We start from the raw sequence: 22,572 nt of genomic DNA, 5'->3' as shown, positions 1-22,572 counted from the left end.
TGTTTACATAATTTTATTATGATGCCATTGAGAGAGCGGCTTTGGGAGCTGATATCCGGGCAGGAAGAGTCTGAAAAGTCTGCTGCCTTTTTAGCAGGTGGATGAGTCCAGCAGGGTCATTTTTGATCAATGCCAGGCGAAGCTGTTCCCTAAGCCTGATATTCTCCTCTTCATTCCACATGTTCTGTGTAAGTGGATTAGCCTCATCACTTCCACCCAGCCTTTTTCTGGCCCGGAGAATGGCGGCTTTCACTGCCGTATCGTTTGTTCCTGTGAGTTCAGCTATTTCCTTCGAAGTGTACAGAAACCCTTCTTTAAGGAGGAAGACTGCTGCCTGCTTGGGGGTCAGCCTGCCAAGGAATTCCTCTGTTATTTCTCTTGGGATAAAGTCTTGCCCCTCTTTATCCTCCAGCTGTCCAGGCAGACATTCACGGCTTCGCTTTCGTATAAGATCAATCCAGCAGTGATAGGCCATTTTATTGAGCAGCGCAGGTGTCATCAGTTCCATGTCCCCATAATGCTCCCAGGCCTTCAACAGTACCGATTGTGCAATATCCTCTCCATCCCAGGCATTCTGGGAAACAAAACAGCTGTATTTCAAGACAGCTCCGTAAAGCTCCTTCATTTTATCTTCCCATCCATTTTGCCTGCCCGGTTTATCCATTCTTCCTTCGCTAAGCAAACTCATCACTCCTTTTGGCACTCTCTCACATATATAACGAATCGAAACAGGGGAAAAGATATGGGCCTGAAAAATTTTTCATCTTTTACTGTGAAAAGGGGCGGAGCTCCATGTATCATAATGCTTCCTGCAAATAGGTGTAAACTTCATTTATCTTGCTGGCATTCCTTCCTGCGCCTTACTCCGCTCCACCGCCTTATTTTGTTGGTTCCTGCTCAAGTCCAGGTTCCTTTCCATGCATGGAACGCGAGTAGATAGCTAATGTAGGTTTCTTATATCTTACGCTCATTTCTCTGAAAATGAAATGCAGGGCTTCGTTGAATCATAAACAAAAAAGCAGCCTTTATTGATGCACGGGCTGCTCTGTACCTTAGATTGTACTCCTGACCTTGAAAACGATAAATTTCTGTCCAATATAATTCAGCATGGTATAGATGACTGCACCCATCCAAACTGCAGCATCCTCAGCATTTCCTGGGCTGCCGGGAGGGAGAATTCCAGCAGCCTGCACGGCAGCCATCCTGCCGAGAGAATATCCCGCCAATAGAGAAACAGATACAACAGCAAAGAATTTGAGGCCGCCATTGCCCAGTGTTGCATTGCTTCTGAAAGTAAAGGAACGGTTCAGGAGAAAACTTGCGGCCGCACCTGCACCGTTTCCAATCCATACAGAAGGCCAGTAGCCTAAAAGAAAGAGATTTTTACTGATAAAGATGAGTGAAAGACCAATACACGTATTGATCAGGCCTACAAGCAAAAATCTGAAAAGCTGGCTAGTTTGATTTTTGAGTGAGTTTCTTAAAAGCAGCGCCATACAATTCATCCTCTGAATCATTTTTGTCCAATAGACCGCCCTGCACCTGGAGGAAGGGGTTAAAATCAATGATGTATTTCGGACGGCGCTTGGCTTCTTTGTAAATTTTCCCGATATATTCGCCAATCACTCCCATTGCAATGAGCTGCAGGCCACCCAGCAGCCAGATGGAAGTAATCAGGGAAGTCCATCCTGCCGAGGTTTCCCCCATCAGCTTCAAATACAGGAAATAAAGGCCAAAGGCACAGCTGCCAAAAAAGGACAAAAAGCCGAGCAGCATGACAAGCCTTATTGGTGTGACTGAAAATGAAGTGATTCCGTCAAAAGCAAAGGCCAGCATTTTTTTCAAAGGATATTTGGTTTCTCCCGCCAGACGTTCTTTCCTTTTATAATAAACGGATGCCGTTTTAAAGCCGATCAGCGGGACTACTCCCCTCAGGAACATATTGGCTTCTTCAAACTTCCCCAGCTCCATGAGCGCCCTTTTGCTCATAAGCCTGAAATCGGCATGATTGTAAATAAGGTTCACACCCATTTTCAGCATGAGAGAATAAAACAACTCTGCAGTCTTTCTTTTGAAAAAGGTATCCGTTTCCCTTCCCTTCCTGACACCGTAAACGATATCGCAGCCTTCCCTGTATTTCATAATGAATTCCCGAATGACCCCGGTATCATCCTGCAGGTCGGCATCTATGGTGATGACGCAATCGGAAACATCCCGTGCTGCAGCCATCCCGGCAAGGAGGGCATTTTGATGTCCGGCATTTTTTGAAAGTTTCAGCCCCTTAATAAACATATTTTCCAAGCTTTCATTATAAATTAAGGACCACGTTTGATCTCTGCTTCCATCATCCACAAATAAAATCCGGCTTCTTCTGTCAATCAGCTTTTCGTTCATCAATCCCTTAAGGACACCGCTCAGCTCAGTTATGGCGGCCGGCAGCGCTTCCTCCTCATTAAAACAGGGAACTACGATGGTTAGCACCGGTTCAATCATCACAAGCCTCCAGCATGCATTTTTTTAAAGATCCACTTTGTACAAATATATTTTCCAGGCCGCATGGGCCCCTGTGAACGTCTTCTCCAGCACCAAATGATTATGTTCGGCGTTTGTGATGGGGAGCGCTGAGAATATATAATTGCCCCCAAGCTCCTTGAACGCCTGCATGTTCAGATCTAAATTTCTTAATTTTCTTTTAGAATCTTTTTTGATCATATATTTTTTTTCAAGCTGGTTTGTGAAAAGATAACACCTTCCTCCCCACTCATCAAAATACTGCCTGATGGTCTTATCCTTAGCCAATTCATTTTGAATGATTTTCCGGAACTGATGCTTGTAGCTTAGCGGGTAAAAGTTATTATAGGTATCCAGGGTGTAAAACCCATTATACTGGGCAATAGCTGGATGGAGTCCAATGCTTGCTACTCTGTATTCCTCCTGCGGCCTGCCTATATAATCCTTGATATCCCGGAACACTTCTTCCGCATAAAATTCCTTAACGGTGGGCTTAGACCTGTATATTACTTCATCATTAAAGATGCCGAGTACCGCTGTCTGGAGGATGATGAAGAGCGCGGCCGCCCTTTGGGTTGCCACTCTATGAACCCAGAGAATCCGGAGAGTCTCAGCAAAGATGATATATAAAATCATCGGCCGTAAAAAATGAAATCTGGCAAAGTTGAATGTATCCATAAAATGAAACTTTCGGGTCAGCGGCACCCAGCCCTTATAAAACCAGAAAGCGTACCATACAGACAGCAAAAGATTTAGGACCATCAGCCAGACGAATCTTTTTTCCTGGCTGAATGCCTTTCTGGACGCAATGGCAAAAAGCGCTAGGAATGAAAGCGGCATGATGATCAAGCCATGGACAGTCATAACATGGGTATGCCCCAGAACATAGTTTTTAAGTGCCAGCTTTGCCGCACCCAGCAGGGAGAGCCTTGCGTGAAAATATTCATCCCTGCTGTTCGGCTCACCAGACACGAAAAAGGATGATACAAGCCGGTATTCCACCGCCATATAACATAATGTCATGACGAGGATGCCTATAAGAAAATGGAAATTCCATTTTCTGAATCTGATCAAATCAGCCAGCCAGAGGATCCCCATTGCAGCAAGAAAGAAGAAAAAGCCCAGAACAAAGCTTGAATAAAGAGGCAGCAGGAGCAGAATCAGCCAGTCCGTCACATTGCGCTCTCCCTGCCGGATATTAAGGAATGCGAACAGGGCGAGAGGCATTCCGAGCGTACTGAGCATGCCTGATGGCCAGTACGGTGTGAGGGCAAAAGCCAATGCCGCTCCAACTCTGAGTATCGCCCACTCCTCCTTTTGTATGAAATGTTTCTTTAGTAGAAGATACATTCCAAAAAAGGCGGCAATACGTGTTATCGCTGCATTGACTGTATAAGCAGCCATTGTTGGCAGCCAGGCGTAAAACCAGACAATGCCGCTCCACTCTGTGCCAAAAGCATTCCGCGGGAGCCCATTGGCTATCTGGGAGATTAAAGCATCCAAACTCCCAAACATTTCGCCGCTCCTTGCCAGGACCCTGTACCAGGCTATATTGCTGTCTAAATTGTCGTGAACCCGGATATGGGCATCCTCCCCAAGAAAAATCAGCGGAGACAAATACACCAATATCACTGTCAACGCCAAAAATACAAGCTTTCTATCACCCCTGATGCAAGCATTCACCATACCTCACCATCCCGCACAAAAACTCTGGTCACCGCTACTAACATGTGTTAAAAAAGGAAAAATTATTCGAGAGACAGTCCCAATTTCCCGATTATTTCCCAGCAAAAAATATGTATTTTATTCCTAAACGGTGGTATTGGTAACGCCTTTGAGGTCTTATTTTATTAAAGTTTTTCGAAACGAATTCTTTCAAAAAAATACTATTGTTTTTTATAGATAATCACTCATTTTATGATTAAATAACCTCTGTTTAATCTTTAAAAATGGTACAGTAGGACTACCATTATTAGAAGCCTGGCTGTGTTTTTTTAAGGTTGGTAAGTATGAATATAAAAAGCACAAAGCATAGATTAAAGGTCGATTCACTTTTTATTAGATTGCTGCCTGTTGACTGACAAATGCTATACGAATGAATGATTTCATAGCAATAAGTCCAGGAGGCTCCCTGGTTTACTTGCGAGGAGGAATTGGGTGAAAGGTTCTTTTGTGGAACATACGGATAAATATAAAAAATTACTTAACATGATTAAAGGGATATTTAATACAGACAATGATCTGCCTGACAAGGTATTTAAAGAAACATACAATCATTTTCTTTTTGGAGATTGTGATTGGACAATGTATGAAGAATTCTGGGGAGTCTTAAAGCTCCTGATGACGGCATCAGGAGATAAATCGGTTCTAACTGCTGTAATGGACCCTGACCCAGTGGGGTACTATTACAAAGAGTTTGGTTATTTTAATTGGTTTACAATTCCCCTTGAGGCGTCAGATGATGAGTATTATACTCTGCTAGAAACTTCCCCGGAGGATAGTATAGCTGATGCCATATTATATAATTCTTACACGATACTCTGGCTGTCATCATCTGGTAAATGGGGCATTTGGGGTGATCGCAGCTCTGGTATATGTGTGTTGGGAATACAGAATTTAAGTGATTTCGATGAGGACATTACGCCTGGTTTGAAAAACTGGCGCTCTCTTGACGAGACAGTAAAGTCTTGGATAGAGTTAAATTTCCTAGACAACAATGAAATGTACAATAAATTTGTAAGTACTTTAGACAGTAATTATGCGATTTCTAAAAAATAGAAAAAGTTAAATTAGAGTTTTTAAGGATAGTAAAAGAATGGCCAATTTTTACGGGCGAAATCATTTATCCATTTATGACATTTAACCTCCATGGAGATTTAATTCCCAGACTAGTGACTGCAGCAAAGGGTACGGCACTCCAAACCCTGCCCGGGACTTTCAACCCTCCGAGTCATAAGTCTGGCACAAGTGCGACTAGGGTTCTGACTCGGCACGAGCTTGCCAAGCAGGGAAAAACACAAAAAAGCCGCACAAAGCGGCTATAGTTGGAAACTGCCTGGAATGGCAGCGAGAAAATGCTTTATGAATGAAGCGGAGTCTAGCCTGATGGAAAGGTAGGGAGGCTGCAGCCACTGTGATACATGCAGAGGCATCCCATACCAGAGAATCCGGCTGTCGATAATGATAAATGGAAAAGGGATATCCGCGTTTTCTTCCCTTCTCAACCGGGCCATTGCTTCACCTGGCATGGCACTGAACATCTCCTGCAAATCCTTTTCTGCCTTCATGCCGGCGGGCAGGCAGGCATATATTGAATTCTTGGCAGCTGATAGATCCCGTTTGATTCCTTCAAGATTCCTGGCATAGACCCATTTCATCCTGGGGTGGCTGTTTTTGACCCAGCTGCCGATTTCGGCCGGGGAGACGGCCTGCTTTTGTTTGATCTGATAATCAACAAGCTGCCGGATTGTCTTCCGGGGATATATATTCTTCCTGATAAAACTTGCGTCACTTATATGGACAAATTTCCCCTTTGTCCTTGTCACGGCTACATTGATCAGGCGCTCGCTGTCCTTTCCGGTCAGCAGCATACCAGGCCTTGTCTGGGTATACGTATCCACCGAATCGAAAATCATGACTTCCCGCTCGCTTCCCTGGAATCTATGGACAGTTGAAGCGGCAATATCCTCCGCCCCCTCCCTGCCGTTATATAAATCCTTAAGAAGAGTATCCATGAGCATGGCCTGTGCCCGGTATGGGGCCATATAGCCAATCGACCTGGAACCCGCTGAATATGCTTCATGAATCACTTGAAAGGAGAGGAAAAGATGGAACAGATTCATGCGCGAATGAGAGACTTTGTCGGTGATGCAATGTGCACCGGTATAGCTTGTATCCAGCAACACAGACGCATGTCCTGGAAAAGGAGCCAGCTCAGCAAGCGGCCTCCGCGCTTCAGCGACCGATTCATGATCCGTGACTAGCGACTGATAGATATAGGAATTGGTGAAAGCTGAAATATCAGGATGCATCCTCCTCTGCTCCCGCAGCAGGAAGAGCTGAGGATGCATCTCCTCCCCGGATCCGGCACCGGATACGCCGGCCACATGGAAAATATCATCCTTCAGCCATTTTTCTGTAAAGCTGTGCCGTGAAACGGCAATCGGGGGAAGCTGCTTGAAGTCACCGCAGACCACAATCCGCCTGCCAAGGGAAGCTGCAAAACCAGCCTGCGGGATATAGGCCTGACTTACTTCATCCAGAATGACAAGATCATACTCACTTTCATATATGGCGGGATCACTTGCAGCCTTGGCAAGGGTCGTGCCGATGATATCAGCATCTTTGACAAATTCCGTCTCCTTCTGGCGCACTTTTTCCAAAACAGCTGCGAGCCTGGTCTCGAGTTCAAGAAGGGACTGTGAATCCCTTTGGCTGAATGAACCGTTTAGATCCTGTTTAAGGAGCCTTCTTTCCTCCGACAGCTTTTGCCTCTCGCCGGCTAGAACAGGGTCGCTTTTTTCAAGCATTCCCTGCATGGTAACGGAATCAGGAAGCATCGGGTCGCCCTGGCCTCCGTATCGGAGAATGTCACCCTCCCTGAACTTATTCTTTTTAGCAAGGAAAGCAGATATTTCTGTCATCAGCACATTCACTGCCTGATTGCTGTGTGAGAGGATAAGAATCCGCTGCTTCTTGTTGTATTTATTGGCAGCAAGGCGGGCCAGCGTGTATGTTTTGCCTGTACCGGGCGGACCCCAGACAAATGTAGCATGATTATATTTGGTCCGTAAGATCAATTCATGAAGGGTGCTTGATGCTTTTTCCTTCGGATGCTTGTCTTCTGGAGATGGATCCATAAGATCCTTTATTCTTCTTCTTTTCTTCGGGCTCTCCTTGATTTCATCAAGGCGGCACGAAAGCTCATCGAGCAGCTTCCAGGGATCGTGGAACAAAATTCCCTCAGCTATCAGATCACCCAAGTCTCTGTCAAAGGATAGAATGACCCCTTTTCCTTCTGAGGAAAGGATTCTACCCTCATACTCCATTTCATTCCACTGCAGCCTGGCAGTGTTCCCGTTTGGAATCCTGACTTCATCCCGGGAAGTGAAAAAATAACTGAACCCGCTTCCCTCGTTCAGCCTGATGCCATTTTTCAAGTAATATTTGGTGCTGCCATGCGTTTTCAAATGGAATATTTCCGCTCTCAGTGCAGCCTGCCATTCTTTAATTAACCTGCCTGTTGATATCATGTGTACCTCTCTATTTAAAAAGGAAAGGGACAATCCAAAAAGATTGCCCTTGCCAGATCATGAATGAATAATTTGTTAGCTGAGATATAAAAACAGCCTAAAATACTATATCATCCCTTTTGCTTAAACACAAATCACCCTGCAGCCTCGATATTGAGATACTTTTATAACAGGTTGTCATTGTTAATCGGCGTTTTTCACTTTTAACAGCTCGTTATCCATGGATGCCAGTTCTTTGCGGTCTTAATCCGTTTTTTTCTAACCATTTTTTCCTGAAACTCCGTTCATTTTGGTCATAAAAAAATCTTTATGACCCCTTTTCTTCCTCTGCGGACCATTTTGGTCTTAATCATTTCTTTAGGACCAATTTTCCGTGAATTCCAGAACTTTTTGGTCTTAATAATTATTTTATGGCCTGTTCTCCTCCTAATCGGGCTCAAAATGGCCTTAAACATTTCTTTAGGACCATTCGTTCCCTGGTATCAGCACTTTTTGGTCATAATCACTATTTTAGCGTTTCTCCCCCGATCTCAGCGATAACCACCCGGGTTTTAACCCATTCGGCTGGGCGAAGGATCCCAAAAAGTTTCTCCTATTTTAAGAACTTTAAGCTTGTCCCGGCTTAAGCTCAATCTTTCCCATTCGGCTTCGAGCCGGAGCAGTGCTTCTGGTCCGGTATCGTCTGCCAGCCTGTAGGCGCCATAATGCATGGGGATGAATAAAGAGCCGCCAAGTTCCTGAAAAGCTGTTATAGAATCTTCAGGGTTTATATGGGAAACGGCCATGAACCACTCGGGTTCGTAAGCACCTATCGGCATCAGGACAATGTCCTGGGGAAAAGCTTTTCCGATTTCCTTAAAACCGCGAAAATAGCCGGTATCTCCTGCGAAATAAATATTCCTTCCCGCAGGGCTTTCGATCATCCAGCCTCCCCAGTGGGATGTATTCGTATCTGTCAAGGTTCTTTTTGTCCAGTGCTGGGCAGGTACAAAGGTGAACCTGAGTCCGCCAAAGCTGTGGGTTTCCCACCATTGTGCTTCATGAACGTCATCATATCCCCTTTTCTTGAAAAGAGGGCCAAGACCCGCCGGAATGATGAATTGGGGGTCTCCTTTTAATTTTTTTATCGTCCCAAAATCCAAATGATCATAATGGCCATGTGAAATTACAACCGCATCAATCCTTGGAAGCTCACTAAGGTCAAGGCCGGGCTCAGTGATCCGTTTTCCCACTCCCATCCGCCGTGCCCACACCGGGTCGGTGAGAATATTGATTCCTGATGATTGAATGAGAAAGGTAGAATGCCCAATCCAGGTGATGCTCTGCCGCTTTTGGTTCTGCTTCAATTTTTCAGTTTCCTTTTTGTCTGCCTGCGGAATCTGGGAAGAAAGGTCCTTTACCTTTCTCCTCCGCTCATTTGCCCACCGCAGCATATCGGCTATTCCTTTTGAAGAATCCACTTCATCCAAATTGACATATCTTTTTTTGGCCATTATTTTTTCACCTATCCTGGTTTAGCATATTTTAACAAGCAAAGAGATTAATATCTCTATTATAGTGGTACAGATAAGAAATGACATATGGGGAGTGTTGATATGGAAACCTTGAAAAATACTTATTATGTGGATATATCCAATGGCGAAATCCTGGAGCAGCCGATTGATGGAAGCCCTAATTTCAGAATTCAGGCCGATGAGGAAGAGCTGGCCGAACTTAAAATGTGGTTCACGGAAAATTACAATGACGATATGAAAACCTTTGCCAGATCCCATGTTCCTTATGTGGAGCCAAGCAAAGATTCCCAAAATGATAAATATGAATCTTCCCTGCAAAAAATCTACAGCATGATTTATAAATTAGGTGATGACGAAGCACGCAGCTTCATCAAGCAGCAGGGAATACTGGACTTGGAATTCCAGGAAACCAGGGAGGATATAGACAAATTAAAACAGTAGCTTTTATAAAAATCGTTGATTGTAATGGGTTTTGTGAGGTGAATAAATTATTTAGGCAAGTGGATTGGAGCGGAAGGCGCGAGACTCCTTAATCCAGCTTCAAGGTGAGACCCCGCAGGCAAAGCCGAGGAGGCTCAGCGACCGCCCCTAAGGTCCGCGAGTGCCTGCAGCGGAAATCCACTTTTTTATTCAACAGCCACAATGTATGCGAAAACAGCCACACAATAAAACAAACCTGAGTTCTCTCACCGCAATCCATGCGTGGAAAGAAATGGGACAAGAGCAGGGACAACCTCAATAAGGCGGTGGAGCCGAGCAAGGCACACAGGAATGGCAGTAAATGATGACCACATCATGCAGCTCCCCCCCTTTTCCATAAAAAAAGAGACAGCCCTAGTTCGCAGCAGGGACTGTCTCTTTTTCACGATTCAATTCAAGGAAGAAATCCACATAGATCGGGTCCCATTGAGTTCCTCTACCTTCTTGAAGTATATCAAGCGCCTTACCGGAAGGCATTCCCCTTCTGTATGGACGGTCGGATGTCATGGCATCGAAGGCGTCAGCAACCGCCATAATTCTGCCGAACAGCGGAATGTTATCCCCTGCCAGTCCCTCCGGATAGCCCCGCCCATCATAGCGTTCATGATGGTATTTGACGCCGGGAAGCAGAGGCCTTAAGTCCTTGGGAAGATTGATCTGCTCCAATATCTTAGCGCCAATTACCGGATGTTTCTTTATTTCTTCATATTCCCCGGCTGTCAGCCTGCCCTCCTTGAGAAGGACCGCATCACTGATTCCGATCTTTCCGATATCATGCAGCAGTGCCGACTTCCTCAATAAATCCAGTTCAACAAGCCCAAGACCGGCCTTCTTCCCTATTGAAACGGAGTACTCAGCCACCCGCTCTGAATGTCCAGCTGTATAAGGGTCTCTCGCATCGAGCGTGGCAGCGAATACCGTATAAAAGCTTTCCAGGAGCTCGCCATTCCGCCTGTCCCTGTTTATGATTTTATTCGTCATGGAGTTGAATCCCGCTACCAGCCTGGAAAACTCATCCGAATAGATATTCTCAAGGGATGTGAGATTCCCCTTCTCGACTGCAGAAAAGCCAATCTTCAGTTTCTCCATTGGACTGTTTATATTTTCATATAAAAGCAGACTCGAAAATATGGAAAGAAACAGGATAACGGCTAAAATGACTACCGCCCACCTCCAATAATCTGCAATACTTCCTCCACCCAGCTGCTTAAGCTGAATCCCGGAAACGAAGATGAAAATCATCAGAGGAAAGATGGCAATAAAAAGAGAGCTGAAGAGAAGCTTGCTTTTCAAGCTGATGGTATTCTTTTCGGGAAGGCTCATTCTTTTGACGGACCGCTCCGAACGCTTTAATAAATCCGTGATCAAAGGGGTAATGGTGCGGTAGGTCAGGAAAAATTCAATGACCGCATGCATACTGGCAATCAAAAACGCCCCAGCCCATGTAATGAAGATATAATGATAGGGTATATGCAGATGCCCCGTGCTGATAAAAGTGTACACAAGAATGCTTGATGGAACCGCAACACCTAAAAAATGCGGACCAAGGATCCTTTTTACCGTTAAAACCGGAAAAGAGTGAACCGTATGAAAAGCATTTTCCAAGCTGGAAAAATCCGTGAGATCGGTCTCATATACCTTCCGGATTGGTTTAATGTGATGCCTGTATACCGCATACTCCACCGCTGCCATGACTGCAAAGGAAATCAGCATGATGCCCAGCAGGAGCACAATTTCCGAGGATATCAGGATAAGCGTATGGAAAATAAATAAACTGCCGATGCCAAATACCGCAATAAAAGAGCCGAATATGTAATTAAAAAGCATTTTTTTCTGAAAATCCCTGAATAGTTGCAAGCAGCAATCTCTCCTGTTTTATATTGGAAACTATTCTTAGTTTAACCCATATTTACCAAAAGTCTATGAATTTTAGGTAAAACCCTGTTTTATATTGCATTTGACTTCTCATATTAAGATAGGAAATATTGTTATGGGGTATTTTTTAACTGGACACAGATTGACTTATTCACGGTCCTGAATCTTGCAGCTGGAACAAGAGTCTTTTGGTTAATCCAAAGATTTAATCTAAGACTGTTTTCGCATATATTGTGGCTATTGGACAAGAGAGTTGATTTCCGCTGCAGGCACTCGCGGACCTTAGGAGCGGGCGGTGAGCCTCCTCGGCTTTGCCTGCGGGGTCTCACCTGTCCCGCTGCTCCCGCATTATAAAGCGGAAAGCGGTGCCTGCCAAATAACACTTATTTATAATACAATGTTCAGATAACTTGTTTAAAGATGCGAGTATTACGGCAGGCAGAGACCCGACAAGCATAAGCTGAGCCGGCTATGGGAAGTGCTCTTTCTTCCCATAGCCGGCTTGGCTTATGACTCGAGGGTCTCAGCTTGAAGCTGGATTAAGGAGTCTCGCACCTTCCGCTCCAATCAACTTGTTTAATAATTAAATCCCTTCACAGAACTATCAGAAAACAAAAATCTTTTAGAAAAGAGCATAATAAAATAGCTTGAAATGCTCACCGGGTATATGACTTAAAATTAATAATTCTTCAGTCCCATCTTGACTGATATTCTAAGCTTTTCTCTGTACACTCCAGAACTGCTGATCTCAAGCAGAGCATTTCTGACCTCATGTTCAAATAACTCCACATTTCCCCCAAGATATCGTTTAGAACCATAAGAAGTTGAATATATGTTTCCTAGTATTGACTCTATGGTCCAGGTAATTTCATATAGGGGTAACTCATGTATTACCAACTTGAATTTTGAATTTGTTATCACTTCTTCGTGACTTATAACGGGATGGGTGTATATAGAGTTACCAGCTCTTCTTTCTTTCCCATACCACTTTTCAATGTTTCATTCAATTTGGACTGCCATATTGTCAACGGCTGGATTGGATCATAATTATCAATAATAGCCACTCCGCCGCCAGCAGATATCATATCGTATAGATCATCTAATATCTTAGCGCGGTTCATCCAATGAAATGCTTTAGCAATGATTGCAAGTCTAAACTGTTCCTTATGTTCAGTGTAATATTGATCTAAGGTTCCATTAAACCAATGTATTTGCCCCATTCTTATCTCTTGATGCAGCCTTTTTGCCTCCTCTATCATTTCCGGTTCAGTATCTATTCCTACGATCTTATGACACCAATCTGAAAGTCTTATAGAAAGATGTCCGGGGCCGCAGCCTAAATCAAGTACCTTTTGTTCTCCATTTAAATTGAATTTATCAACTAAGAATCTGACCAAGGAAGAAGGATACAAAGGTCTGTACTTAGAATAATAGGCTGCTGAGCCTTTAAATAAATCTTGGCCATATACATGCAAATTCATTTTACTCCCACGTTTTGAAATGTTTATGAGCTGAAGCTTTTGCGATTGGAAATTTTTACTACTATTCCATTTTATCAGACTCTGAATTCGGTGAGAAGAGACCTCACTTCTTTGTTTAAGTCAAAATTCATAGCCTTCCCTTTAAATAAACCGGCACCATTAAACAGAAGAACTTTCCTCATTCAACTCATCAAAAAAAGGAAGCAGATATTCTGCCTCCTTCCTATCAATCATTAAAATTAAAATAGTTCCTCTTCAATAGCCTCGGCCTTTCCATTAGATCTTTATAATCGATCACTTTAGGAAGAGTTTTCGTATCGATTAAAAACAGCTGATCCTCTATTTCCATTGTCAGGGCATCCGTCTGGTATTTCATGCCGCATCCGCTGCATTCAATAGTGGGTGTACCGGTAATCTCAATGGCCTTAGTGCCGTCGGGAAGCTCCCAGAATACAGATGATCTGGTCTCCGCTGCCCCTTCACGATCGCACCAGATACATTTCATGGTTCTTCCACCTTATTTTCATCTTTATTTTTGGACTGCTGGGCGAGGAATTTTTTCTCTTTTAATTCGTCTCTCTTCCCTCTTTTATCCTTCAAACTTTCATGTGCGGGATTAACATTGTAGGAATTCCTTTTATTCAGGCGTTCCAATCCTTCCGGCACAATATTGAACTTCGAATCATCCATAACGGAAAGAATTCCGGTACTGTTATATTCTCTGTAAACCTCCGGGAACCGCTCACTGAAGTAAACATCTGCCTTTCCCGCCTGATAGTCCTGGGGCTCAGGATAAGAGGTGATCACTCCTTCAAAGTTCCGGAGAATAACCTTGGTCGCACTCTGTGAGATGATATAGTTTGGCTGCAGCGGTATCTTGCCGCCTCCGCCAGGTGCATCGACTACGAAAACCGGCACGGCATATCCTGAAGTATGGCCTCTAAGGCCTTCCATGATTTCAAGTCCTTTACTGATGGGTGCCCGGAAATGGCCGATGCCCTCTGACAGGTCACATTGGTAGATATAATACGGGCGCACCCTGATCATAACCAGATCGTGCATCAGTTTTTTCATGATGGGTACACTGTCGTTGATGCCGGAGAGGATGACTGCCTGATTCCCGACAGGAACGCCGGCGTCCACGAGCATTTCACAGGCACGCTTTGATTCCTCTGTAATCTCAATCGAGGTATTGAAATGTGTATTCAGCCAGACTGGGTGATATTTGCGCAGTATCTGGCATAAATTCTCGGTAATCCGCTGCGGGAAGACGACGGGAGCCCTTGTGCCGATTCTGATGATTTCGACGTGAGGGATTTCTCTCAGGTTTTTTAGGATATATTCTAAAATATGATCATTGATCAATAAGCCGTCTCCGCCTGAAATCAGCACATCCCTTACGGCAGGAGTTTCCCGGATATAGGATATAGCGGCATCCAGCTGTTTTTTCGGAACTCCCATGCCGATCTGGCCGGAAAATCGCCGTCTCGTGCAATATCGGCAGTACATTGAACACTGATTGGTTACAAGAAAAAGGACTCTGTCCGGATAACGATGTGTAAGGCCGGGAACCGGTGAGTCTTCATCCTCGTGAAGCGGATCCTCGAGGTCATAACGCGTTTTCTTCAGTTCCTTGCTGATTGGGACCGACTGCATGCGGACCGGGCATTTTGGGTCTTTCGGATCCATGAGTGAAGCGTAGTACGGCGTGATGTTCAAGGGGATGGTCTTTGTGGAAATTCTGACTCCCTCTTCTTCATCCGGAGTGAGGTCGATCACCTTTTTCAGATCTTCAAGTGTTTTGATCGTATTGGTGAGCTGCCAGATCCAATCATTCCATTGTTCCCCGGTAACATCCTTCCAAAGCTCCACTTCGCTCCAATGCCTTGCAGGCTTAAATAACTCCATGATTTCCCTCCTCGGTTCTTCGAGCTTTACAGGCTTTTCTCCATGTAGAATCTGTCCTCACCCCTGCCAAACTCATCCGGTCTCAGCTCCCTGGTAACATAACCTGATTTCTCATAGAGCGCGACCGCCGGCTTGTTTTCAATGCTTACGGTCAAACATGCTTTTGAAAAACCGTCCTGCCTAAGGATTCGGTGCACTTCCTCCATAAACCGCCTGCCAAGTCCTGCACCTTTTTTATCTGAGCGCACATAATAGCCGAAAATATAAGCTTTTTCCCCATCATGGTAATCTCTCATGAGTTCACAGACTGCAACCGGCACCGAATCGCCTTTTTCCCTGTACAGAATGATTTTCCCGTACCTCGCTAGCGGGACAAGTGTCTGTTCATCGACCGCTCCAAGTCCTGGGAAAGCATCCTTTTCAAGCTGGATCATCAGCTGCTGTTCCTGTGGTGAAAGGGACCGCGGTATCTCCGTATAATAGGAATCTTCATTGGTCTCCATTAAAGGCTTCCTCCCTTCGGCGGCCATTCTGCCTGAGATAATGGCCACAAATTTTTGGAGATATTAGTATAATTCAAGACAGAAAGATCATTTGCTGCCACACCAGGAGCATCCACATATATCACAGTGCTGATAATGGGGCCAAATGCAGCCAGAAAATGATTCTTGGCCTTCAGTACCATAATCCTGTATGCTGAGGGTTCGATGCCGATGTGCCTGAACATTTCCGGATCATTCGCCGACATCGGGCGGCCGATCAGCAGGATATCCATATTGCCGGCACGGATAAAAGCAGCCCCCTTGAGATCCACTTTCAGCTTATGGTTGAAAGGACCACTGTTATAAAATATCCCTTTGGATAATGCAATGACTTTTGCCGTGACAGGCACCGGCGGCCCGAATTGGGGGAGCATTTTTCCGCCGAGCTCGAGGCTGACCACTGCCCCCTCGCCTGCTTGCCTGCACTTTTGGATGGAAACAGGATCGGTCAGGCCTCCGAACAGTGACCGTTCAAGGTTCAGACAGAGCATTTCACGGAGCAGGGCGGTGGTATCCCCGCTGCCGCAGCTTAGGGGATTATCTGAAATATCCGCTACTGCGACAGGCTTATTATCCTGGATAGACAAGGCCATATTAAGGCCCTCTTCCACGCCGGGCAGTTCTACAATAAATTGCTCCCTTAACTTCCAGAAGCGGTCTGCCGCCTTTTGCGCTGCTTTATTTGCTTTTTCAATCTGCTGATCGACCGCAATGATGCTTGCCCCGGCACAAGGTACATCAGAGTAAGGGAACCCTCCAAAGATGGAAACAATTTCTGCCTCTCCTTCTGCCTCCATCATTGAAGCCAGTTCCATCAACTCATGCATCGGCCCTTCGGATGTTTTCATATTGATGGAAGGAGGCATCATGGGCAGTTTTATGAAAACGGCCTCAGCCCTGCGATTCTCCCTTAAAACCTTAAGCAGCCGGATGGCAGCATTCATGCCCTGCTGGTACATATCGGTGTGTGGATAGGTTTTGAATCCAAAAAAATAGGGAGTATGCTTAATCATCTCCCTGCTGAGGTTAGCGTGCATATCCAGGGTAGCTGCAATCACAGGCTGCGGGCCGATACACACCCTTATCTTTCTCAGAAGTACTTCTTCCGGGTCCAGAGTCACTTCTGCCGCCATGGCGCCATGCAGGGCAATCAGCAGCCCATCAAGCCTGCCAGCTTCCTGCAGACAGGAAATCATTTCAGCAGCTATATGCTGGAAGGCTTCTTCGGCAACCGGTCCGGACGGAACAGCAGCTGCTGCCAGCAGCGGAACCATTTCCACTCCTTCTTCCTTCCGGAGGATCTCGATGAATCCGCCTGCCTCTGTCCCGGTGCCTTCATAAGCTGACAGTAATTCATTTCCTTTGAAATACCCCTCATTATAGAAATCCTGCAGTACGGTCTTGTAAGGGGCAAAACTGTTCGATTCATGATAAAAAAATGCGATGCCTATCCTTAACTTTTCCACTGGCCCCAGATCTCCTTATGATCAGTAATTCGTATAGATGGTCTTCCATTCAGTCATAGCGTCAAACACATGATGTGAAACTTCCCTATGGCCGTTGCCCGATAATTTAGTACCCCCGAACGCCACGCCGATTTCCGCGTTGGAAGTGCCATTATTTATATATACCAGGCCGCTTTCGATCTCTGCAGCTCCCCTGTTTGCATAATGCAGGCTGTTCGTGAAGATAGACGTGGACAAGCCGTATGGTGTGGCATTATTGATGCGGACTGCTTCTTCAAACGAAGCCGCCTTGATGAAGGCGAGGACAGGTCCAAACACCTCTTCAACTGCGACTTTGTCCTCCGGTTTGACACCGCTTAAGACAGCAGGCTTGAAATAATAGCCTTTTTCAGAGGGAACTGCATCTCCTCCACACTCCACGGCCGCTCCTTCCTTCACCGCATCTTTAACATACTGCAGGGAAGCAAGCAGCCTCTCCCGGTTTACCAGCGGCCCGATGTCCACTCCTTCCAGAAGACCATTCCCGATCCTCAAGGCCTTTGTCAGCTTCACTACTTTTTGTAAAAGCTGATCATGGATTTCTTCCTCTGCGATGACCCGGCTCGCTGCCGTACATCTCTGGCCCGTTGTAGTGAAGGCAGCTTTCACAATCGCTGCAGCCGCAAGGTCAAGGTCTGCATCTTTCAGGACAATGGCGGCATTCTTCCCTCCTAATTCAAGCGAAATCCTTTTCAAAGTTTTGGAAGCAATGCCTGCAAGCTGAATGCCTACTTCAGTGGATCCTGTGAACGAAATGATTTTGACCTTTTCATGGGAGGCCAGCTGGGTGCCGACTGTGCTGCCCGGACCGGTAATCAGGTTCAAAACACCTGCCGGGATGCCGGCTTTGTGAAAGACCTCTGTGAACAGCTGTGCCGATAGAGCCGTCTCAGAAGCCGGCTTCCATACCACGGTGTTGCCGCTGATAAGGGCTGCCGTTATTTTATATCCGGCCATGGCGACCGGGAAATTCCAGGGAGTGATGCAGGCGGCTACCCCGATTGGCTCCCTGACCATGGCAATGCTCCTGTGGGGCGAGGATGAGGCGGTCGTTTCGCCGAAAAGCCTGCGGCCTTCTCCTGCCATATATCTGCACGTTTCGATCACAACACCTATCTCTCCCCGCGATTCAGCCAGGGTCTTTCCCATCTCCCTTGTCATTACCTCAGCAATTGCCTCCTGATTTTCCTCAAAACCAAGCGATGCCCTCCACAGGAATTTGGCCCTTTCGGGGAGAGGGGTCTTTTTCCAATCCAAAAATGCACCGGCTGCACTCTCAATTGCCGCATCGACCTGGTCAGCCGCTGCCAGTGGGAAGCGCCCGACTTCTTCCTCTGTAGCCGGGTCAATGCTCGCTGAGCAGACCTGTCCGTGATCCAGAACCCATTCACCGTTTATATACAGCCCCAGATTCATCATCCCAGCTCCCCGCAGATGGTTTTGACTGCCTCTTCCAATATAGACAGCCCCCTATCCAATATCACTTCATCAATGTTCAGGGGAAGCATGAGCCGGATGGTCTGCCCATAGACGCCGCAATTCATAACCAAAAGTGAATTTTCGAGGGCGCGTTCCTTTATTTTTGGTACGACACTTGCCGCTGCATTCTGTTCAAATTCTATCCCGATCATCATGCCGAGACCCCTGATTTCCTTCAATCCTCTGATTCCTCTTAATGTTTCTTTTAATCTGGCGGCAATTTCGCTTCCAAGCCCGCTGCTGCGTTTCACAAGACTTTCTTCCTCCAGCACCCTGATACTTGCCAGGGCAGCGGCACAAGATATTGGATTTCCGCCGAATGTAGATCCGTGTGCACCCTGTGGCCATTTTTCGTGCAAGGCCCTTTCGGCTACTATCGCTCCGAGCGGCAGGCCGCCTGAGAGGGCTTTGGCAAGAACGAGGATGTCCGGAATGACACCAGAATGTTCAGCGGCAAACATTTTTCCGGTACGGCCGAAGCCTGATTGTACTTCATCAAAAATCAGCAGGATTCCATGTTCATCTGCAGCCTTCCTCAATCCCTGCAGGTAGACGGAAGGTGCCGGGAAATATCCGCCTTCCCCCATGACCGGCTCGATGAGAATGGCAGCTACCCTGGATGGGTCGGTTCTCAGCTCAAACAATTTCTGAAGCTGCCCGAGACAGTATTCGCTTACCTCAGTGGGATCTACATGCTCAAGGTGTGATGGGTAAGGATATGGCAGATGATACACCTCCCCCAAGGCGGGCTCATACAGTTTGCGGTATTTGGAACTGGAGGCAGTAAGAGCGGTCGCCCCAAGTGTACGGCCATGAAACGATCCCTCAAACGCAATGATCCCCGGTCTTCCCGTAGCTGCCTTGGCAAGCTTAATGGCACCGTCGATGGCTTCTGCACCCGAATTGGAAAAAAAGACGGTGTCCAGATTTCCCGGTGTTATTTCAGCAAGCTTTTCAGCAAGATCCGCAGCGCTGTCGTAATAACCGTAATTCAGCCCAAAGTGCAGAAATCGGTCTGCCTGCTTTTTTACCGCGGCCACGATTGCAGGATGAGAGTGACCGAGCGCATTTACAGCCACTCCTGAAACAAAATCTATATATTCCCTGCCGTCTTCCGTCCAGAATCTGGCTCCCTCCGCCCTGTCAATCACCATCTCCGACACGCGGGTCATGACGGGTGACAAGTGTTTCCCAGCCTTATCCCTGATGGAAACTTTAGCATGTTCAGCCATTTTGATTTCCCTCCTCCATTACAACTTCCAGGATTGCTTTCTCCAGAATTCCCACTGCCTCATCAATTTCTTCCGCCTTTATCGATAGGGGCGGGCAGATCAGAAGATGATCCCCCCTTACCCCATTTTCAGAGCCGCTTCCCGGATAGAATACGGCACCGAGCTCCATGGCCCTGTCATTGATCTTTTCAGCAAGTTTTATATCGGGAGGGAACGGGGCACCTGATTGTCCCCGTGCGAATTCAACCCCAATCAGCAGTCCTCTTCCTCTAATATGATATATATAGGGAATCTTTTCTTTTAATTCACCGAGCTTCCGGACCAGATAAGCACCCATTCTTTTCACATTGTCCAAGATTGCTTCTTTTTCATAAACAGCAAGCGCGGCCAAGCCTGCAGCAGCAGAAACCGGATGGCCGCTGTATGTATAACCGTGCTGGAAGACACCCTTGCTGTGTTCCTTTAACAAGCCGGCTAGATTATCATGGACGATCATTCCAGCGAGCGGCGCATAGCCTGCTGATATCCCTTTTCCGAACGTAATGATGTCAGGAACTACATCCCAGTGCTCAATGGCAAAATGGCGGCCTGTTCTCCCAAACCCTGTCATCACTTCATCGGCAATCATGATAACATCATAGCGGTCGCAAATTTTGCGTATTTCTTTAAAATACTGGCTTGGAGGAACGGAAGCACCAAGCTGGCTGCCTGTGATGGGTTCGGCGATGAAAGCTGAAACATTCTGGGGCCCCAGCTCAAGGATGGTGCTCTCAAGGCTGGCAGCACAGGACCAGTTCTTTTCCGCATTACAGGCACTTAGCTTTCTCTGGTATGGGCAGCGCAGGCAATGAGGAGGATGGATATGGCTGAAATGGACGAGATTCGGCTGATAGAGCTGCCTTCTCTTGATATCACCTCCGGCTGACAGGGATCCATAGGTATTGCCATGATAAGACTGCCATCTGCCTATCACTATATTCTTCTGCGGCTTCCCGCTGTCATGATGAAGCTGCCGTGATAGCTTGATGGCACTCTCATTTGCCTCCGATCCTCCGGAAGTGAAATAAACGGTATTTAAAGGCTTTGGAGCAAGCTTCGCCGTTTTTTCCGCCAGTTCATGGAGGACCCTGGTTTCAAACCGGAGAGTATGCACAAATGCTGCCTTTGCCGCCTGCTCCTGTATCGCTGCCGCTATCTCTGTTCTCCCATGTCCAAGATTCGCAGCAACTGCCCCTGAACAGGCATCCAAATACCTCCTCCCGTCCTCATCATACAAATAAGCACCCTTCCCATACGCAATCAGTGGATACTCCTTAAAAAAATCACGGTGAAACACATAATCCCGATCTTCCATAACCACCCTCCTCCACTCTCGGGAAATATTCGGGAAATGGGGGACTGTCCCCTATTTCCCGGAAATGGGGTCAGTCCCCCCAATCCCCTCTCCGATCCGGAAGCTTGCTGCGGTTTTTGCTTTTATTTCTCCAAGGGTGATTCCTTCAGCCATTTCGATGAGGATGAGTCCTTGTTTGTCTGTCTTGAAGACGGCAAGTTCTGTGATGATGAGATCTGCTTTCCGTTGTGAGGTTATTGGATAATGCAGTTTTTTCACGATTTTGGATTCCCCGGCACCGGTTTCATGGAGGGTAGTTACGATTACCTTTTTCGATCCTTCCAGCAGATCCATGGCGCCGCCGACGCCAAGCACGGTTTTGCCTGGAACCGCCCAATTGGCGACACGGCCTTGTTCATCCACCTCCAGTACACCGAGGATGGAGACATCAATATGGCCGCCCCTGATCATCGCAAAGGAGGCAGCGCTGTCAAAAAAAGACGCCCCTGTTTCAACCGTGACAGGCTGTTTGCCCGCATTAACAAGATCTTGATCCTCATAGCCCGGTTTGGGTGTAGGTCCCACCCCGAGAATCCCGTTCTCGGAGTGGAGAAAAACGCCCTTTCCCTCCTCGATGAAGTCAGCAACAAGTGTGGGAATGCCTATCCCCAGGTTGACCACATCCCCCGCATTAAGGACACGGGCAGCCCGCAAGGCAATCCGCTGCTTTGTATTCACGGCCCTTCACCTTCCCTCAGGACAATCAGATCTACAAATAAATGAGGAGTCACAATGGCATCGGGCGGCAGGGCTCCTGTCTCCATGATCTCATCCACCTCGGCAATGACAAGTTCTGCAGCTGTAGCCATAATCGGATTGAAGTTGCGAGCCGACTTAGAATAGATTAAATTCCCCAGGATATCTGCTCGGTGCGCCTTTATCAGAGCAACATCCGCGCGGTAGCTTTCCTGCAGGATGCACGGCCTGCTGCCAAATCTTCTTTCTTCCTTCCCTGCCCCAATATCCGTCCCGGCCCCGACAGGAGTAAAAAAGGCAGGTATTCCGGCCCCGCCCGCCCTGATTGCTTCGGACAATGTACCCTGTGGCACCAATTCTATTTCCAGCCTGCCGGCAGCCTTTGCTTCTGCAACCTCCGGATTGGATGTGAAAAAAGAACCGATTCCCCTCCGCACTCTGTTCTCACGCACCAGAAGGCCAAGTCCCCTGCCTGGTTCGCCCAGGTTGTTGCTGATGATTTCCAGGTCTTTGACTCCTGATGCAACCAGAGAATCAATTAATGTTAGCGGACAGCCCACCAGCCCGAAACCGCCGACCATGATTCGGCTTCCGTCCCGGATGAGGGAAATTGCCTTTTCCGGCGAAACCAGCTTTTTCAACAGCCTCTCTCCCTCCTAATAGTTCGTCTATCATTTACATTCGGCCTATTTACCCCTCCAAGA

Annotated in this window: 19 protein-coding genes; 2 read left to right on the top strand and 17 right to left on the bottom strand. The window is 46.7% G+C overall.

The window, feature by feature from the left end; genetic code table 11:
• Window positions 1-16 precede the first annotated feature (16 nt).
• The 4 genes from V1498_RS10410 to V1498_RS10395 all read right to left on the bottom strand — a co-directional run bounded on the left by V1498_RS10410 (window position 17) and on the right by V1498_RS10395 (window position 4,197).
• Window positions 17-688, bottom strand: coding sequence for a sigma factor-like helix-turn-helix DNA-binding protein (locus V1498_RS10410; protein WP_409298822.1), 672 nt, complete (start codon window positions 686-688; stop codon window positions 17-19).
• 364 nt (window positions 689-1,052) lie between these two features.
• Entirely contained in the window at window positions 1,053-1,496 is a 444-nt protein-coding gene (locus V1498_RS10405) for a GtrA family protein (protein WP_409298821.1), read from the bottom strand.
• Window positions 1,456-2,493 carry a glycosyltransferase family 2 protein gene (locus tag V1498_RS10400; RefSeq protein WP_409298819.1) on the bottom strand — a complete coding sequence of 346 codons (1,038 nt, stop codon included), beginning with the start codon at window positions 2,491-2,493 and terminating at the stop codon, window positions 1,456-1,458. Before V1498_RS10400 ends, V1498_RS10405 begins: the two co-directional genes overlap by 41 nt.
• Before the next feature lie 24 nt (window positions 2,494-2,517).
• Window positions 2,518-4,197, bottom strand: a complete 1,680-nt coding sequence (locus V1498_RS10395; RefSeq protein WP_409298817.1) for a DUF6044 family protein — start codon at window positions 4,195-4,197, stop codon at window positions 2,518-2,520.
• Window positions 4,198-4,668: 471 nt separating this feature from the next.
• Here V1498_RS10395 and V1498_RS10390 point away from each other — a divergent pair, with 471 nt between their 5' ends.
• Window positions 4,669-5,289, top strand: a complete 621-nt coding sequence (locus tag V1498_RS10390) for a hypothetical protein (protein ID WP_409298816.1) — start codon at window positions 4,669-4,671, stop codon at window positions 5,287-5,289.
• Between the two features lie 260 nt (window positions 5,290-5,549).
• Here V1498_RS10390 and V1498_RS10385 read toward each other — a convergent pair whose 3' ends face one another.
• Window positions 5,550-7,763, bottom strand: a complete 2,214-nt coding sequence (locus V1498_RS10385; RefSeq protein ID WP_409298814.1) for a DEAD/DEAH box helicase — start codon at window positions 7,761-7,763, stop codon at window positions 5,550-5,552.
• 551 nt (window positions 7,764-8,314) lie between these two features.
• Window positions 8,315-9,256, bottom strand: coding sequence for an MBL fold metallo-hydrolase (locus tag V1498_RS10380; protein ID WP_409298812.1), 942 nt, complete (start codon window positions 9,254-9,256; stop codon window positions 8,315-8,317).
• A 102-nt stretch (window positions 9,257-9,358) separates the two neighbouring features.
• Here V1498_RS10380 and V1498_RS10375 point away from each other — a divergent pair, with 102 nt between their 5' ends.
• Complete coding sequence (locus tag V1498_RS10375; RefSeq protein WP_409298810.1) at window positions 9,359-9,718, top strand: hydrolase; 360 nt, start codon at window positions 9,359-9,361, stop codon at window positions 9,716-9,718.
• Between the two features lie 393 nt (window positions 9,719-10,111).
• Here V1498_RS10375 and V1498_RS10370 read toward each other — a convergent pair whose 3' ends face one another.
• From V1498_RS10370 to V1498_RS10320, 11 genes are all read right to left on the bottom strand, one after another.
• Window positions 10,112-11,614, bottom strand: a complete 1,503-nt coding sequence (locus V1498_RS10370; protein ID WP_409298808.1) for an HD-GYP domain-containing protein — start codon at window positions 11,612-11,614, stop codon at window positions 10,112-10,114.
• Window positions 11,615-12,564: 950 nt separating this feature from the next.
• On the bottom strand, window positions 12,565-13,113 hold the full coding sequence (locus V1498_RS10365; protein WP_409298806.1) for a class I SAM-dependent methyltransferase: 549 nt from the start codon (window positions 13,111-13,113) through the stop codon (window positions 12,565-12,567).
• A gap of 226 nt (window positions 13,114-13,339) precedes the next feature.
• The gene (locus V1498_RS10360) at window positions 13,340-13,618 is read right to left on the bottom strand and encodes a YokU family protein (protein ID WP_409298805.1); all 279 of its coding nucleotides are present in this window, start codon (window positions 13,616-13,618) and stop codon (window positions 13,340-13,342) included.
• Window positions 13,615-15,021 carry a lysine 2,3-aminomutase gene (gene ablA, locus V1498_RS10355; RefSeq protein ID WP_409298803.1) on the bottom strand — a complete coding sequence of 469 codons (1,407 nt, stop codon included), beginning with the start codon at window positions 15,019-15,021 and terminating at the stop codon, window positions 13,615-13,617. The genes V1498_RS10360 and ablA overlap by 4 nt, the downstream gene beginning before the upstream one ends.
• Before the next feature lie 26 nt (window positions 15,022-15,047).
• Window positions 15,048-15,524, bottom strand: coding sequence for a GNAT family N-acetyltransferase (locus V1498_RS10350; RefSeq protein WP_409298801.1), 477 nt, complete (start codon window positions 15,522-15,524; stop codon window positions 15,048-15,050).
• Window positions 15,524-17,029, bottom strand: coding sequence for a M81 family metallopeptidase (locus V1498_RS10345; protein WP_409298799.1), 1,506 nt, complete (start codon window positions 17,027-17,029; stop codon window positions 15,524-15,526). The genes V1498_RS10350 and V1498_RS10345 overlap by 1 nt, the downstream gene beginning before the upstream one ends.
• A gap of 21 nt (window positions 17,030-17,050) precedes the next feature.
• Window positions 17,051-18,484 carry an aldehyde dehydrogenase family protein gene (locus tag V1498_RS10340; protein WP_409298797.1) on the bottom strand — a complete coding sequence of 478 codons (1,434 nt, stop codon included), beginning with the start codon at window positions 18,482-18,484 and terminating at the stop codon, window positions 17,051-17,053.
• On the bottom strand, window positions 18,484-19,779 hold the full coding sequence (locus tag V1498_RS10335; protein WP_409298795.1) for an aminotransferase class III-fold pyridoxal phosphate-dependent enzyme: 1,296 nt from the start codon (window positions 19,777-19,779) through the stop codon (window positions 18,484-18,486). Before V1498_RS10335 ends, V1498_RS10340 begins: the two co-directional genes overlap by 1 nt.
• On the bottom strand, window positions 19,772-21,133 hold the full coding sequence (locus tag V1498_RS10330) for an aspartate aminotransferase family protein (protein ID WP_409298793.1): 1,362 nt from the start codon (window positions 21,131-21,133) through the stop codon (window positions 19,772-19,774). Before V1498_RS10330 ends, V1498_RS10335 begins: the two co-directional genes overlap by 8 nt.
• A 51-nt stretch (window positions 21,134-21,184) precedes the next feature.
• Window positions 21,185-21,850, bottom strand: coding sequence for a 3-oxoacid CoA-transferase subunit B (locus tag V1498_RS10325; protein WP_409298792.1), 666 nt, complete (start codon window positions 21,848-21,850; stop codon window positions 21,185-21,187).
• Window positions 21,847-22,509: a CoA transferase subunit A gene (locus V1498_RS10320; protein WP_409298790.1), complete on the bottom strand. Its 663-nt coding sequence runs from the start codon at window positions 22,507-22,509 to the stop codon at window positions 21,847-21,849. The genes V1498_RS10325 and V1498_RS10320 overlap by 4 nt, the downstream gene beginning before the upstream one ends.
• Between the last annotated feature and the right edge of the window lie 63 nt (window positions 22,510-22,572).

Origin of the sequence: Paraperibacillus marinus (assembly GCF_046237605.1) — a bacterium.
In the GTDB taxonomy this organism is placed as follows: Bacteria; Bacillota; Bacilli; order Bacillales; family DSM-1321; genus Paraperibacillus; species Paraperibacillus marinus.
Note: the sequence above shows the minus strand (reverse complement) of the source record. Positions and strands in the feature narration are given on the sequence as shown.

Coding starts and splice junctions, on each gene's coding strand:
- V1498_RS10400 (WP_409298819.1), bottom strand. CDS start 2,493: ATGATTGAACCGGTGCTAACCATCGTAGTTCCCTGTTTTAATGAGGAG.
- V1498_RS10360 (WP_409298805.1), bottom strand. CDS start 13,618: ATGAAATGTATCTGGTGCGATCGTGAAGGGGCAGCGGAGACCAGATCA.
- V1498_RS10405 (WP_409298821.1), bottom strand. CDS start 1,496: ATGGCGCTGCTTTTAAGAAACTCACTCAAAAATCAAACTAGCCAGCTT.
- V1498_RS10375 (WP_409298810.1), top strand. CDS start 9,359: ATGGAAACCTTGAAAAATACTTATTATGTGGATATATCCAATGGCGAA.
- ablA (WP_409298803.1), bottom strand. CDS start 15,021: ATGGAGTTATTTAAGCCTGCAAGGCATTGGAGCGAAGTGGAGCTTTGG.
- V1498_RS10395 (WP_409298817.1), bottom strand. CDS start 4,197: ATGGTGAATGCTTGCATCAGGGGTGATAGAAAGCTTGTATTTTTGGCG.
- V1498_RS10335 (WP_409298795.1), bottom strand. CDS start 19,779: ATGGCTGAACATGCTAAAGTTTCCATCAGGGATAAGGCTGGGAAACAC.
- V1498_RS10380 (WP_409298812.1), bottom strand. CDS start 9,256: ATGGCCAAAAAAAGATATGTCAATTTGGATGAAGTGGATTCTTCAAAA.
- V1498_RS10385 (WP_409298814.1), bottom strand. CDS start 7,763: ATGATATCAACAGGCAGGTTAATTAAAGAATGGCAGGCTGCACTGAGA.
- V1498_RS10330 (WP_409298793.1), bottom strand. CDS start 21,133: ATGGAAGATCGGGATTATGTGTTTCACCGTGATTTTTTTAAGGAGTAT.
- V1498_RS10410 (WP_409298822.1), bottom strand. CDS start 688: ATGAGTTTGCTTAGCGAAGGAAGAATGGATAAACCGGGCAGGCAAAAT.
- V1498_RS10350 (WP_409298801.1), bottom strand. CDS start 15,524: ATGGAGACCAATGAAGATTCCTATTATACGGAGATACCGCGGTCCCTT.
- V1498_RS10365 (WP_409298806.1), bottom strand. CDS start 13,113: ATGAATTTGCATGTATATGGCCAAGATTTATTTAAAGGCTCAGCAGCC.
- V1498_RS10340 (WP_409298797.1), bottom strand. CDS start 18,484: ATGAATCTGGGGCTGTATATAAACGGTGAATGGGTTCTGGATCACGGA.